The following is a 12731-nucleotide window of genomic DNA, read 5'->3' as shown; positions in this document are numbered from 1 at the left end:
GGCGCTGGCCGAGTTCGAGCGCGAGCTGATCGCCGAGCGAACCGTGGCGGGCTTGGCGTCGGCACGGGCGCGCGGCCGGAATGGCGGCCGGCCGTTCAAAATGACCGCCGCCAAGCTGCGCCTGGCGATGGCGGCGATGGGGAAGCCGGAAACCAAGGTCGGCGATCTATGTCAGGAACTCGGCATCACGCGACAGACCCTGTATCGACACATTTCGCCAAAGGGTGAGTTGCGTCCTGACGGGAAAAAGCTGCTGACCAGTGCCTGATACAGGTCAGTCGCTTGGACTCAAAAGATATTCGCGCACGAGTTCGCGGGCACGGTGCAGCCGACTCTTGACAGCACCTGGTTGCTCGCCGAGGCGCTCAGCGATTTCCGCTATGGTCAGTTCTTCAAAGTCCCGCAGCAATACGACCTCAAGGTAGTGCGCTGGCAATGATTCGAGCGCATGCGCAAGGTCGATCCTCAAGGCCTCATCAGTGCGGCAGGCCAACTGCTGCTCGGCCACCTCGTCTTCCAGTGGCTCATGCTTGAACATCATGCGTTCGAGCCTGCGGCACTCGCGTTTGATGACGGTGAACAGCCAGGAGGAAAACGCCATTGCGGCTTTCAGGCTCGTGACCTTGCGCGAAATAATCAGCAGCGACTCCTGGACGGCATCATCAACATCGCTGGCGTGGCAGTGCCTGCGCGCATAGCGGCGGGCATCCGCCTGACAGACCGTGAGCAGACGGGAGATCGCCGCTTGGTCGCCCGTCTGGGCCGCCAAGATGAGATTCTCCCGTTCGATCATGCCGTCCGCCATGATTCAGTGCCCCTTATCGAGCTTGCGGCCCACCATGGCGCACATGGGGCAAAAACCCACCAAGCCGGTCATGGCAAGCATGGCCCCCATGATGCCAGCACCGACGGCCAGGCCCGATGTGCTCCAGTTCATGACGGCGAACACGAGCGCCACCACACCCATGACGATGCGCAGGATACGTTCCCAGGTGGGGACATTCTTCACGTAGAACATTTCAATCTCCTTTGACGGTTGCGAGTTCGAGGACATCCCTCGTTTGCTAAGAGGAATCGAGCCAGCAAAGCGGTTCGCAGCCGCCGGAAAAAACTTCGTGCGCCCTTGCGGTATGACGCCCCATCAAAAGCGCGTTGTCAATGCAGTCAGCCAGGCCGGAGACATATCTACCAGCCAAGCCTCCAGCGGCTTGTCGGCTCCAGTAAGAATCAGCGCGGCGATGGATACCATGACGACTCCCAGCACGATCTTGCCGGTTTTGCCTGCCTGCATCAGTTTGCCGCGCACCTTCATCATGGCGGCACGCGAGAGGTAGGCAAGGCCAACGACCGGCATGGCCGCACCGATGCCGAAAATGCCCATAAGCAAGGCGACCTGCGGCAGGTGCGCGCCCTGGCTGGCGAGCACGACAGCGGCACCGAGCGTGGGACCGACGCAGGGGCTCCAAACCACACCCAAGGCCAGGCCGATGGCGAACTGTCCTCTGAGCCCATTGAGGTTGAGCCGGGAGATGAAGTTGTTGCCCGCATCCCCGATGCCGGAGGTCGCCGACGCGAAACGCTGCTGGAGGCTGGCAGACATCAATACCAGACCGAGCAACCCCAGGATCGCGGCACCAACATTGCGGAAGAGGGAGGCATCAATGCCAATGGCCGCGCCTGCCCACGCGATCAGCGTTCCGATGACGGCATATGAGAGGGCCAAGCCACCGGCCAGAGCCAGCGGCGCACGGGGATGTGCCGCCGTGGCCGAACCCAACAGAATCGGCAGGATGGGCAGCACACAGGGCGACAGAGTGGAGAGCAGCCCGGCCAGCAGACCGAAGCCATAGGAGCCGAGCCCGAACTCCATCAGTTGGCCGCCTTCTTGAAGATGTTCTCGATGCCAGCAGGCGTGGTGTCACCGACCGAACGGCCCATTTCCTTGCCACCCTTGAAGGCGATCAAGGTGCTTTGCATGCTGACCTTGAATTGCTTGAGAACGGCCTTGTCTGCGTCGAAGTCCACTGCCAGGATCGCCACATCTTTGTAGGCAGGCTGCTTGGACAGGTTCTCGACAATGGGTTTCTGGGCTTTGCAGGTCGGGCACCAAGTGGCGGACACGTCTACCACGACCGGCTTGCCGTCATGGGCCAGCTTGTCGAAGTCTTGCTGGGTGAAGGGCTTGGGCTCAGCGGCGGATGCAACGGCGGCCCACAGCGTGAGCGCGGCGGCGAGGATAACGGATCGTTTCATGGGTTCTCCTTGGGATGGGTTGGTCGGGGAAAGCGAATCAACGGGCGGGCTTGAAGGTCTTTTGCAGCTCAGCAACGTAGGCGGTCAGGTCAGCCAATTCTTTGGAGTTCCAAGGCAGCGGCTTGGTGGCCATGGGCATGACCATGCAGGCTTGCACCATCTCATCCAGATACACGCTCTTGCGGCCGAGCTGGTCGCGGGCCATGGCCACCGTGTGGGGGTATGGCTTGGCAAAGCTGGTCGAGAAAGCGCCGTGGTTGGCGTGGCAGGAGGCACACGACATCCCGTTAGTGGAGAGCTTCGTGTCGTTGAACAGCGCCTTCCCCGCCTCGGGATTGCCCTTCAAGGGTTTGTAGCCAGGCGGGCGGACAGTGGCCGCGCCCGGGTTAGTGTCAGCGAACGCCATGGTTGCAGCCAGGGCAAGCCCGGTGGCGATGAGTACGCGCCGGGCAGTCGAGTCGAGTTTCATGGGAAGCCTCCTTTCACAGTGGTTACCAACTAAGAGGCGGTGGCAGGTCAAAACGGTTCGCGGCCGGAAAAAGTTTTTTTCTCTGACCGCGAATCCAAACGCTGCCATGCCGCCTCTTAGCAAGCGAGGACAGTCCTCAACCATCCATCTGCCAAGGAGAATCGTATGAAAACCCAACTGAAACTGGCCTCGCTGGCTGCTCTGACCGCCGCCACCCTGGCGCTGCCCGCTGCGGCCCAGGAATCCACACCGATGCCAAAGTGCGCTCCCAGCGTCATGGCGAAATGTGGTGCCAAGTGCGCACCGAAATGCTACGCCAAGAAGCATCCGGTCAAAAAGGCCGCCAAGTGCGGTGCGAGCAAGTGCGCACCCAAATGTGCTCCCAAGTGCGCGCCGAAATGCGGCCCGAAGTGTGCACCGAAGAACTGAATCTCATGAAGACGGTGCAGCCACGCTCGCCCCAGCCTGACGCCGCGTTGGCGGCGGCCGGGCTGCGCCTGCTGGAAACCTATGCGGGATTGGCCGAGCGTGGTGAGCACCTGCTGGGCCGGTTGCTGGCGGGCGAGGCTCCCCGGCAGTGGGCGCACTATCCGGAAGACGATGCCATTGACCATGCCAGCAACTACCAGTGGTTCTACCACTCACACAGCCCCGAGGATCGACCGGGTGCTGTGGAGCATGGGCACATCCACCTGTTTGCCCGAAAGCCTCTATGGGGCAGAAGGCTGTACTCAAGATCGGAGCGCGCCTTCGCCGAGCTGTGTGGCAACCCGTCCGCCAATCCGGCGACACGGCATTTGCTCACCATCGGCTTTGACGCGAAGGGCCTGCCGATCTCGTTATTCACTGTCAACAGTTGGGTCACGGGCGATCTGATGCTGGGAGCCGATTTGACCCTGGAACTGCTCTCGTCGCTCACGCTCGGCACCGGGCATCCCGAGGTCGATGCCGTCATCGAGTCGGTCGCCCGGCTCTGTGAGCCCGAGTTGCGGGAAGTGATGCGACTGCGCGATGAAGCCCTGCGGTCGCATCAAGCTGCCGGCAAGCTGCAAGACGAAGCGCTGGAATTGCTCTCGGAAGTCCGCATCGACCTGGACGCAAAGTTGTCTGCCCTGTCGGCGGTTTAGCGTCCAGGGCCGAAGCCTATTGGCAGCAGCTTGGTTCGGCCTCCGGCGCAGCCTCGCCGCTGACGAATTCCTTGTAGGCTTTGAATGCTTTGAGCGCCCACATCTCGCCGACACAGCCGCCCATCGTCGAGGCCACTGCCAGCATTTCGCCCATCTCCTTCTCCGTCGCGCCCAGCTTTACGGCCTGCTGCACGTAGAACTTGAAGCAGGGTTCGCAGCGAGCCGAGATCGCCCACAGCATTGCAGACAGCGCCTTGGCGCGAGCCGGTAGTGCGCCATCCTTGAAAATCGCCTCCTGCCGCATCTGGTTGATGTGGCGCGTGGTGTTGCCGGTCAGCTTGCCGAATTCGCCCAACAAGCCGAGGGCTGGATCGATGTCGGTCAGGGACATGGCTTCACTCCTTCGTCCGCACGGTGGATGGATAGCCCGCGTTGGTCGTGGCCTGGGTCAGCGACTCCGGCCGGGCCTTGTCCGGGTCGTAGGTGACGGTCGCGGTCTTCTTGTCGAAATCGACCTTGACCGCACCGACACCGGAGACCTTTTGCAGCGACTTCTTGACCGTGATCTGGCAGACGGGGCAGGTCATGTTCTGCACGTCAAGCGTGACAGTCTTGTTTGGAGCGGCGAACGCCACCAGGGGTATAGCGGCGATGGCCGCGATCAACAGTTTGCGCATGATGGTTCCTCAGTAAAACAGCCGGGCGAGCCACGGCACGGCCAAGAGGCCAGCCAGCAGCGTGGCAACGATCCAGAAGGTGAGCCGCTGCCGCTGGCGCACGCGCGGATCGGCGCAGGGCGTGCCCGGCGAGCAGACCTGCGGCACCAGGTAGAGCTTGCGGAAGGCCAGCCCGAGAAACAGCAGCGTCAGGCCGATGAAAATCGGTCGGTACGGCTCCATCGCCGTCAGGCTGCCGACCCAAGTACCACCAATGCCGAGGGCCAGCAGCACGAGCGGGCCGACGCAGCACACCGACGCGCCGATGGCGGCCAGCACGCCCGCGATCAGCGAGCCCTTTCCGGTGAGTGATGCCATGCTGATTCCCTTGAACTCGTTGGCCTGAGTGTTACTATAAATCCCGTACTTGAGTACGGAATCAAGGGGAATTTGATGGGAGCAGACCTGACCATCGGCAAGCTGGCGGACGCAGCCGGGGTGAACATCGAGACGATCCGTTATTACCAGCGGCGCGGTCTGCTGGATGAACCACCCAAACCGCTGGGTGGCCATCGGCGCTACTCGGCTGAGCAGGTCAAGCGGGTGCGCTTCATCAAACGCGCGCAGGCATTGGGCTTCACGCTGGATGAGATCGCCGTGCTCCTGACCTTGGAGGCAGCGTGCGCCTGCGCCGACACGCGGGCACTGGCCATGCGGAAACTAAGCCTCATCGAGCGGAAGATGGTCGATCTCGCGGCCATGCAGCAAGCGCTGGGGAGTCTGGTGAATCAGTGTGATGCGGGGGACGGAAGTGCGTGCTGCCCAATCATTGACGTACTGGAGCGCGATGAAGAAGGCCCTCATCAACATAGTGCAACCAACTCTTGATATTTAGTGCAGTCGTCTTCTGAAAATGACAGCCCGGGAAGTTCTCGCCGTCAATAACTGTCACTTAACCCGTTATTTATACTAAGGCATGCAAAGGGCGGCTTGGTAGGTAATGTGACAGAAATTCAGGAAGGCTACCCTCCCAATGCTTTGACTGCTTAGCGTGCTTTATTTTCCGTTTTCTGAGGCGACCCCTTGTTGTGCCACCCGCTCGACGGGCATATGAGTTCCACTTTGGAATCGACTTACGGTGGAGCGATCGAACCTTGATGGAGGAGCATATATTGCCTGCGCTGCGAACGTACCTTACGGATGTATTTGCGGGTTTAACAGCCGACCAGGCTGACGGCATGTGGTTTGAGGTGCGCAATGGAGCTGGTTACGAGCCGCCGCAGGTTTCCGCTCTCTACCGCGGACTTGACGCAGTATTGAATGAGCTTGCCACCAAGTTCGACAAAGATATAACCGGGCTGTTGATTGCGTTGATCGGTACTCAAAGTGCGGGCGGCGTCCATGACTGGATGCAACATTAGGAAAAAAGGAAAGGTCCGCCATGACGCGCCAAAAAGTGGATTCAGTGCTACGTCGCAGCAATGCTGGCGGGCCGTTCCGATCAATGGTAACCCTAGTTGAGTGTGATGGAGGATCCGGTGTTTGCAAAAGCGGGGCTGCCTGACGGTCCCATATGCAAATCTGGCGGGCTCGATTTTTCGGCTATCCGCAAAACGAGGTTGAAGCAGGGTCACAGCTCGCCGCGTTCGAGCATCGCGGCAGTGTTGGTGAGTGCCATGGTCGTGAGCAGCAGAAACAGGCTTGCCGACAACAGTGTACGAAGTGTCACAAGACAGCCTTTTTCTTGCGCGGGGGCAATGGCGCCGGTGCCGCTGTCATCAGCTCGGCGGGATAGAGTTTTAAGAAGGTCCGGGCGAGATCCGGATCGCGACAGGTGAGCCAGACCTCGTAGTCGTCCGGGGCCACAATCACCAGGCTGCGCTTTACGTCATCCCATTTGTGAAAACGCTTCATCAGCGGGTGATCGTCGGCATTAACCGTAATCTGGGTGAAAGAGCGCTCCACCTCCCCCTCGGCGCCGATCCACGTGCGCCATAGGCCGGCAACCGCAAACGGGCTTCCATTCGCCATACCGATCCGCCAACGCGTCGAGGGTCCCTCTCGTGTCTCATAGAAAGGTTCGTAGAAGCCAGTAATCGGCACCAGCGCGAGCTGACCGGTATCCCAGAACGGTTTGAAGTTACGTCGCTCGCCAAGCGTCTCAGCACGCGCATTCATGGTGGTCAGCGTTTTGACTTTCGGCGGTTTATACCGTTGCGGCACCATACCGAAGCTGGCGATCGTGCAGTACATCTCGCACTCGTCAGGATGCACGACGATCGGGGCTAAACGGTCCTGCCAAGTTTCCTTCGGCACCTCGAAAGCGGGTACCGTCAGGTTCCAGCGAGCAAACAGACGTAGGATCCCGGCGCGATCAGCCGGGTCGAAGTTCACACACATGAGGGTTTCCTAAGCGGCGGTTTTATCCAAGGGATAGCGGAGCTTCGCCAACAGGTCACCGGCATCGCCGGTTGCGGCTTGGCAGGCAGTCTGCGCGAGATCAAGCAGCGTTAACATGTCCTCCTTATGTAGGCCGGCGAAGGTGCCCTTGTCGGTGAGACCGTCAACGACCGCGCGGGCTTTGCTGCCGGTCAGCCACTGCACAGCGGACGCAAAGTTCCAGTCGCCGCCGATACGCTCCGCGATGTCCCGGTCGAGCAACGCCGGATCGCAATCCGGTATTCTGACAGCCTTAGCCAGCACGACCAAGGCGCCGAAGGTACGGACGATTTCGCTCATCTGCTGACTCCTTCCTGACGCGTCGTTGTAGTCGATCTTTCCCAGTGCCACTCGCCCATCATCGAGTAGGCACCCGCATTCCGGCATACCACTCGACGGATATATTGTTGTAATGCATCTCCGTCGGCTAGTGTCCTTGTCCTAGCTAGCGTTGAGAGCGTTGAGGCGGATCCGCACGCTGCAGACCAGTCCATACAGTATTGCATCCGTATCGCAGCGGCTTATACTGTAATGAATTACAGTTATTCTGCCCTGCCAAACACACCATGTCCACCCCACTTGCCGCCCTCCTCAGCCATCCCGCGATCCGCCGCGGTGATAGCGTCTCGCTGGCCTCGCACGCAACGGCCAGCAGTGGGTTCCCACTGCTCGATAGCGCCCTCCCACACGGTGGCTGGCCAGTCGGTGCAGTGTCCGAGGTACTATATCCACAACCGGGGAGTGGCGAATGGACATTACTACTTCCCCTGATGGCCCGCCTGACGCAGGTTCGTCAGGCGGTGTTTTTGATTGCGCCACCCGGTATTCCGTATGCCCCCAGCCTCGCCGCCGCAGGTGTGGGCCTTGAATGGTTAACCTGGCTCGCGCCCCGCGATGAAAACGAAACCCTGTGGGCCTTCGAGCAAGTAACTCGCGAACCCTGCGGCGCCGTCCTGTCCTGGCTCCCACGCTCGCCGCCGGACAAGCGCTGCCGGCGACTCCAACTGGCGGCCGAACAGGGCCGCTGCGTTGCGATCATGCTGCGGCCCGATCGGGGTATCCACGACGGCACGCCGTTTGGCCTGCGGCTGGCGGTGCGCCCACTCGTGGATGCAATCGCCGTCGACGTGCTGAAACGGCGCGGCCCACCACTCTCCTCTCCCATCCTCATTCGACGTAAGCATGATGTTGTGGCTAGCCTTGTACCTACCGCGCCTGCCGCTGGACGTGTTCAGCCGCGGCCTGTCCCAGCCTGAACCCGAAGCCGTGGTTGAAGCGGTCGGGTCAGTGGAACGGGTTGTCGCGTGCAATGAAGCCGCGAAGACAGCTGGTGTGCAACCTGGGATGAAGCGCTCTGCGGCGGCTGCGCTCGCCGGGCAGCTACGCATCACCCACCGCCGACCGGAGCTGGAGCAGCAGGCGCTAGCCTACCTCGCGAGCTGGGCGCAGCAGTTCACACCGACGATCACCATTGCGTCCCCGGCGTCGCTGCTGTTGGAGATCGGTGGCTGCCTCAGTTACTTCCACGGCTATGATGCGCTGGTTGAAATGGTCCGCGACGGCATCGCTGGGCAAGGCTATCTTGCCCGCCTAGGCTGTGCGCCGACGCCGCTGGCGGCACAATGGCTGGCTGAAGTCGGACGCGATGCCCCGGTGTTCGACAGGGATGCGCTGACGGATGCGATCGGTCCCCTACCCGTTGCACTGCTGCCACTCGCCGCCGGCAAGTTACAAGATCTGCAGCTGCTTGGGCTGAGCCGTATTTCCCAGGTGGTGGCGCTGCCACGCAAAGGGCTGGCCCGCCGGTTCGGCACGGCGCTGCCGATAGTGCTGGAGCAAGCACTTGGGACCATGCCAGATCCTCGCGAGCACTTCGTCCCGCCACCAACGTTTTCGATGCGGATTGAGCTAGGGTGGCCAGTGGAGTCCAATGACGCACTGCTATTCGTCGCCCGACGCCTGTCGATCGCCCTTAGCGGCTATCTGCTTGGGCTCGGCCTGGGCGTGCAACAGGTCACTTACCGCCTGGAACACGCGAACCGGGCCGTTACTGACTTGGTTGTCGGCTACGGCACACCGACACGCCAGGTCAACGACCTCGTTGCCGTCGCCCGTGAAAAACTCACCCACTTCGAGCTTCCGGCACCGGTCGAGGCCATTAGCCTCGAGGCCGACCGCCTGCATGGGCTCGACGGAACCCCGCTCGACCTGTTCGGCGATGCTGCCGGCGAGGCAAATGCCGAGGTGTTGCGGGCTCGGTTGATGGCACGTCTCGGCGACGACGCGGTGCGCCAAGTGCACGTGGTCAGCGACCACCGACCGGAATGCGCATGGGCGCTGGGCCGTTCCGGGAAGGCAACCACGGTCGGTAACAACCCACGCCCTGCCCTGCTAATGCTGGTACCGACCCCGCTGACGGTCCGTAACAATCGACCGTGGTATGTCGAGCCGCTGACCTGCCGCGGCCTGCCCGAGCGGATCGAGACCGGCTGGTGGGACGGGCGGCGCGTCGTGCGCGATTACTGGACGGCCGTTGGCGAGTCCGGGCGTCGCTATTGGGTGTATCAGGATCGGGGGTCGGGTGACTGGTTCCTGCACGGCCTGTTCGATTGATTGATGGCACCCCATGCTCCCCGACTACGCTGAGCTCCATTGCCTGAGCAATTTCACCTTCCTTCGAGGCGCCTCGCATACCGAAGAGTTGGTGATCCGCGCCCGCGCGCTCGACTATCAGGCGCTGGCCATCACTGACGAATGCTCGCTAGCCGGAATCGTGCGTGCCCACACGGCCGCCAAGGAGCATGGCCTCAAGCTGATCGTCGGGAGTTCGTTTACGCTAGATGACAGCTTGCGCCTGGTCGCGTTGGCACCCAATATCGAGGCCTATGGCGACCTGTGCGAGCTAATCACACTCGGCCGGCGCCAGGCTGACAAGGGTAACTACCACCTCACCCGCGACGAGGTATCCCGCTTCGGCGAGCGGTTGCTGGTTCTGTGGCTGCCGCCCGCGGCACCCTCGCTCGACGATGCGGCGTGGCTACGCTGGAATTTCCCGGGGCGGGTCTGGATCGCTGTCGAGTTGCTGCATGGCCCAGATGATCGAGCCTGGCTGGAGCGATTGGAGATCCTCGGGCGCAATGCGCGCCTGCCGCTGGTCGCTGCCGGCGACGTGCACATGCATGTCCGCTCGCGGCGAGCGCTACAAGACACGCTGACCGCAATCCGGCTTGGCACGCCGGTGGCGCAATGCGGCACAGCGCTACACCCCAACGGCGAGCGCCACTTGCGTACCCGGCAGCAGCTCGCACAGATCTATCCGGCCGCGCTGCTACAGGAATCGGTGTCGATCGCCAGCCGCTGCACTTTTTCCCTCGACGAGCTACGCTACAGCTATCCCGACGACGTGGTGCCGGCTGGCGTGTCACGCAGCGACTATTTACGGCAATTGACTGACCGGGGGCTGGCCGCGCGCTATCCAGATGGCACGCCGGCCTCGGTGCGCATGCAAGCCGACAAAGAGCTGACCCTGATCGCCGAGCTCGGCTACGAGCCATACTTTCTGACGGTCTACGACATTGTCAGCTGGGCACGCAGCCAGCACATCCTCTGCCAGGGGCGGGGCTCGGCCGCCAATTCGGTGGTGTGCTTCGCACTGCACATCACCGAAGTCGATCCGGCGCGGATGTCCATGCTGTTCGAGCGCTTCATCTCGAAAGAACGCGCCGAGCCACCCGATATCGATGTTGACTTCGAGCATCAGCGCCGCGAGGAGGTGATGCAGTACATTTACCGCCGCTATGGCCGCGAGCGTGCTGGCCTCACCGCAGCGGTGATCAGCTATCGCGATCGGAGTACCTTGCGCGATGTCGGACGCGCGCTGGGCTACGAGGAGACTCAACTCGACCGGCTGGCGGACACGATGGCTTGGTGGGACAAGATTCAGGATTTGCCCGACCGACTACGCGAGGCTGGGTTGGATCCGGACAGCCGTCAGACCGAGCTGCTGTTGACCCTAGTGCAGCAGTTACGTGGTTTTCCCCGCCATCTGTCGCAGCACGTCGGTGGTTTCGTGATCTCGCGCGGTGCGCTGACTCGCATCGTCCCGATCGAAAACGCTGCCATGCCCGACCGAACAGTGATCCAGTGGGACAAGGATGATCTGGATGCAATGGGGCTGCTCAAGATCGATGTGCTTGCGTTGGGCATGCTCAGCGCTATCCGGCGTAATCTCGAGCTGGTGTCCACCCTCCGCGGCCGACCCATGGCGCTGGAAGACATCCCGGCCGAGGACCCGGCCGTTTACGCCATGCTGCAGGAGGCCGATGCGGTTGGCGTGTTTCAGATCGAGTCGCGGGCGCAGATGTCGATGCTGCCACGACTCAAACCGGCGCACTTCTACGACCTCGTGGTGGAAGTCGCACTCATTCGCCCTGGCCCGATCCAGGGTGGGATGGTCCATCCGTACTTGCGGCGACGCAACGGCGAGGAAGCCGTGACCTATCCGAGCGAGGCGGTGAAGGGCGTGCTGGAGCGGACGTTGGGCGTGCCGATTTTTCAGGAACAGGTGATGGCACTGGCCGTGGTCGCCGCCGGTTTCAGTGGCGGGGAGGCCGACCAGCTGCGGCGCTCGATCGGCGCTTGGCGGCGGACCGGCAAGTTGCAGCAGTTCAAGGAGCGACTGCATACGGGCATGGTCGAGCGTGGCTATACGGCAGAATTCGCTGCGCAGATTTTCGCGCAGATCGAAGGCTTCTCCGAGTATGGCTTTCCGGAATCGCACGCGGCCAGCTTCGCGCTACTCGCCTATGCATCGGCCTGGCTCAAGTGCCATGAACCGGCGGCATTCTGCTGTGCGCTGCTCAATAGCCAGCCGATGGGCTTTTACTCGCCGAGCCAGCTGATCCAGGACGCGCAGCGCCACGGGATCGAAATCAGGCCGGTCGATGCGCAGATCAGCATTTGGGACTGCACGCTGGAAACGAGGCCCGGCGACGACCATCGAGACAATCGGCCGCAGCCGGCAATAAGGCTCGGCCTGCGGCAGGTGAACGGCCTGGGTGAAGCAGCCGGCCAGCAGCTGGTCGCGGCCCGACCGGAAGCCGGTTTCGCATCGATCGACGACCTGCAGCAACGCTCGCGCCTGCGATCCCGCGAAATGGGCGCGATCGCGAAGGCCGGTATCTTGCAAAGCCTAGCCGGCAACCGGCGCGAGGCCTGGTGGCAGGTGAAAGGCCTTGATGTCGGGGCAGGCCTGACCGAGGGCACCGTCTCCCTCGATACCCCCCCGCCTCTGCCGATACCAACCGTTGGCGAGGAGATCCAGGCCGACTATGCGAGCCTAGGCCTCACCCTTGGTCCCCACCCGATGTCGCTGCTCCGGACTCAACTCAAGGCCAGGCGCCTGATCACCGCGGTCGAAATGCAGGCGATGCCCAACGGACGGCTTGCCCGTGTCGCTGGCTTGGTTGTCACCAAGCAGCGGCCGTCGACCGCCAGCGGTGTGGTATTCGTGACCTTGGAAGATGAGACCGGAATCAGCAACATCATCGTCTGGCGCGATCTGTCCGACCGCCAGCGCATGGAATTGCTCAGCTCCCGCCTGATGGCGGTCTACGGCATCGTGCAGCGTGAAGGCCTGGTCGTGCACCTGTTGGCCAAGCGGCTGGTAAATCTCACCGAGTTGCTAGGGGAGCTCAGCACGACGAGCCGGGATTTCCGTTGACCAAGTGACCGCCGCGATATGCCTGTAGGCCTTTGGCAGCTATCCAGTCCATAGCCGTGCGCGTC

At 62.1% G+C, this 12731-nt stretch carries 17 protein-coding genes; 7 read left to right on the top strand and 10 right to left on the bottom strand.

Annotated features, from left to right (window positions below; all coding sequences use genetic code 11):
• Positions 1–268, top strand: a 268-nt coding sequence (locus tag ABWL39_RS19920) for a recombinase family protein (RefSeq protein WP_367795676.1), incomplete at its 5' end; no start/stop codon positions are given.
• A gap of 6 nt (positions 269–274) precedes the next feature.
• On the opposite strand, the gene ABWL39_RS19915 is transcribed toward ABWL39_RS19920, so the two are convergent.
• The 5 genes from ABWL39_RS19915 to ABWL39_RS19895 all read right to left on the bottom strand — a co-directional run bounded on the left by ABWL39_RS19915 (position 275) and on the right by ABWL39_RS19895 (position 2722).
• On the bottom strand, positions 275–805 hold the full coding sequence (locus ABWL39_RS19915; protein WP_367795673.1) for an RNA polymerase sigma factor: 531 nt from the start codon (positions 803–805) through the stop codon (positions 275–277).
• A gap of 3 nt (positions 806–808) precedes the next feature.
• The gene (locus ABWL39_RS19910) at positions 809–1018 is read right to left on the bottom strand and encodes a DUF2892 domain-containing protein (protein ID WP_367795670.1); all 210 of its coding nucleotides are present in this window, start codon (positions 1016–1018) and stop codon (positions 809–811) included.
• A gap of 123 nt (positions 1019–1141) precedes the next feature.
• Positions 1142–1870, bottom strand: coding sequence for a cytochrome c biogenesis CcdA family protein (locus ABWL39_RS19905; RefSeq protein ID WP_367795667.1), 729 nt, complete (start codon positions 1868–1870; stop codon positions 1142–1144).
• Positions 1870–2253 (bottom strand): thioredoxin family protein, encoded by a 384-nt coding sequence (locus ABWL39_RS19900; RefSeq protein WP_367795664.1) that lies wholly within the window; start codon positions 2251–2253, stop codon positions 1870–1872. Before ABWL39_RS19900 ends, ABWL39_RS19905 begins: the two co-directional genes overlap by 1 nt.
• 37 nt (positions 2254–2290) lie before the next feature.
• Entirely contained in the window at positions 2291–2722 is a 432-nt protein-coding gene (locus tag ABWL39_RS19895) for a c-type cytochrome (protein ID WP_367795661.1), read from the bottom strand.
• A gap of 296 nt (positions 2723–3018) precedes the next feature.
• Between ABWL39_RS19895 and ABWL39_RS19890 the strand changes: the two genes are divergently transcribed.
• The gene (locus ABWL39_RS19890; RefSeq protein WP_367795658.1) at positions 3019–3849 is read left to right on the top strand and encodes a hypothetical protein; all 831 of its coding nucleotides are present in this window, start codon (positions 3019–3021) and stop codon (positions 3847–3849) included.
• A 16-nt stretch (positions 3850–3865) separates the two neighbouring features.
• Here ABWL39_RS19890 and ABWL39_RS19885 read toward each other — a convergent pair whose 3' ends face one another.
• The 3 genes from ABWL39_RS19885 to ABWL39_RS19875 are packed head-to-tail and all read right to left on the bottom strand — an operon-like array spanning position 3866 to position 4883.
• Entirely contained in the window at positions 3866–4240 is a 375-nt protein-coding gene (locus tag ABWL39_RS19885; RefSeq protein ID WP_367795655.1) for a carboxymuconolactone decarboxylase family protein, read from the bottom strand.
• 4 nt (positions 4241–4244) lie between these two features.
• A complete protein-coding gene (gene merP / locus ABWL39_RS19880) occupies positions 4245–4526 on the bottom strand; it encodes a mercury resistance system periplasmic binding protein MerP (RefSeq protein ID WP_367795652.1) in 282 nt (93 codons plus the stop codon).
• Positions 4527–4535: 9 nt separating this feature from the next.
• Complete coding sequence (locus ABWL39_RS19875; RefSeq protein ID WP_367795649.1) at positions 4536–4883, bottom strand: mercuric transporter MerT family protein; 348 nt, start codon at positions 4881–4883, stop codon at positions 4536–4538.
• 75 nt (positions 4884–4958) lie between these two features.
• On the opposite strand from ABWL39_RS19875, the gene merR reads away from it, so the two are divergent.
• Positions 4959–5393, top strand: coding sequence for an Hg(II)-responsive transcriptional regulator (gene merR / locus ABWL39_RS19870; RefSeq protein WP_367795647.1), 435 nt, complete (start codon positions 4959–4961; stop codon positions 5391–5393).
• Between the two features lie 266 nt (positions 5394–5659).
• Complete coding sequence (locus ABWL39_RS19865; RefSeq protein ID WP_367795644.1) at positions 5660–5926, top strand: hypothetical protein; 267 nt, start codon at positions 5660–5662, stop codon at positions 5924–5926.
• A 304-nt stretch (positions 5927–6230) separates the two neighbouring features.
• Here the strand turns inward: ABWL39_RS19865 and ABWL39_RS19860 are convergent, their stop codons facing one another.
• Complete coding sequence (locus tag ABWL39_RS19860) at positions 6231–6905, bottom strand: SOS response-associated peptidase (protein ID WP_367795641.1); 675 nt, start codon at positions 6903–6905, stop codon at positions 6231–6233.
• Between the two features lie 9 nt (positions 6906–6914).
• On the bottom strand, positions 6915–7244 hold the full coding sequence (locus ABWL39_RS19855; RefSeq protein WP_367795638.1) for a hypothetical protein: 330 nt from the start codon (positions 7242–7244) through the stop codon (positions 6915–6917).
• Positions 7245–7510: 266 nt separating this feature from the next.
• Here ABWL39_RS19855 and imuA point away from each other — a divergent pair, with 266 nt between their 5' ends.
• From imuA to ABWL39_RS19840, 3 genes are read left to right on the top strand one after another with little or no spacing between them, the layout of a single operon-like run.
• Positions 7511–8200 carry a translesion DNA synthesis-associated protein ImuA gene (gene imuA / locus ABWL39_RS19850; RefSeq protein ID WP_367795635.1) on the top strand — a complete coding sequence of 230 codons (690 nt, stop codon included), beginning with the start codon at positions 7511–7513 and terminating at the stop codon, positions 8198–8200.
• Positions 8127–9557: a DNA polymerase Y family protein gene (locus ABWL39_RS19845; protein ID WP_367795632.1), complete on the top strand. Its 1431-nt coding sequence runs from the start codon at positions 8127–8129 to the stop codon at positions 9555–9557. The genes imuA and ABWL39_RS19845 overlap by 74 nt, the downstream gene beginning before the upstream one ends.
• 13 nt (positions 9558–9570) lie before the next feature.
• Positions 9571–12666, top strand: a complete 3096-nt coding sequence (locus ABWL39_RS19840) for an error-prone DNA polymerase (RefSeq protein ID WP_367795629.1) — start codon at positions 9571–9573, stop codon at positions 12664–12666.
• Positions 12667–12731: the final 65 nt, after the last annotated feature.

The sequence above is a fragment of the Chitinivorax sp. PXF-14 genome (genome assembly GCF_040812015.1).
In the GTDB taxonomy this organism is placed as follows: Bacteria; Pseudomonadota; Gammaproteobacteria; order Burkholderiales; family SCOH01; genus JBFNXJ01.
Note: the sequence above shows the minus strand (reverse complement) of the source record. Positions and strands in the feature narration are given on the sequence as shown.

Coding starts and splice junctions, on each gene's coding strand:
- ABWL39_RS19915 (WP_367795673.1), bottom strand. CDS start 805: ATGGCGGACGGCATGATCGAACGGGAGAATCTCATCTTGGCGGCCCAG.
- ABWL39_RS19910 (WP_367795670.1), bottom strand. CDS start 1,018: ATGTTCTACGTGAAGAATGTCCCCACCTGGGAACGTATCCTGCGCATC.
- ABWL39_RS19905 (WP_367795667.1), bottom strand. CDS start 1,870: ATGGAGTTCGGGCTCGGCTCCTATGGCTTCGGTCTGCTGGCCGGGCTG.
- ABWL39_RS19900 (WP_367795664.1), bottom strand. CDS start 2,253: ATGAAACGATCCGTTATCCTCGCCGCCGCGCTCACGCTGTGGGCCGCC.
- ABWL39_RS19895 (WP_367795661.1), bottom strand. CDS start 2,722: ATGAAACTCGACTCGACTGCCCGGCGCGTACTCATCGCCACCGGGCTT.
- ABWL39_RS19885 (WP_367795655.1), bottom strand. CDS start 4,240: ATGTCCCTGACCGACATCGATCCAGCCCTCGGCTTGTTGGGCGAATTC.
- merP (WP_367795652.1), bottom strand. CDS start 4,526: ATGCGCAAACTGTTGATCGCGGCCATCGCCGCTATACCCCTGGTGGCG.
- ABWL39_RS19875 (WP_367795649.1), bottom strand. CDS start 4,883: ATGGCATCACTCACCGGAAAGGGCTCGCTGATCGCGGGCGTGCTGGCC.
- merR (WP_367795647.1), top strand. CDS start 4,959: ATGGGAGCAGACCTGACCATCGGCAAGCTGGCGGACGCAGCCGGGGTG.
- ABWL39_RS19860 (WP_367795641.1), bottom strand. CDS start 6,905: ATGTGTGTGAACTTCGACCCGGCTGATCGCGCCGGGATCCTACGTCTG.
- ABWL39_RS19855 (WP_367795638.1), bottom strand. CDS start 7,244: ATGAGCGAAATCGTCCGTACCTTCGGCGCCTTGGTCGTGCTGGCTAAG.
- imuA (WP_367795635.1), top strand. CDS start 7,511: ATGTCCACCCCACTTGCCGCCCTCCTCAGCCATCCCGCGATCCGCCGC.
- ABWL39_RS19845 (WP_367795632.1), top strand. CDS start 8,127: ATGATGTTGTGGCTAGCCTTGTACCTACCGCGCCTGCCGCTGGACGTG.
- ABWL39_RS19840 (WP_367795629.1), top strand. CDS start 9,571: ATGCTCCCCGACTACGCTGAGCTCCATTGCCTGAGCAATTTCACCTTC.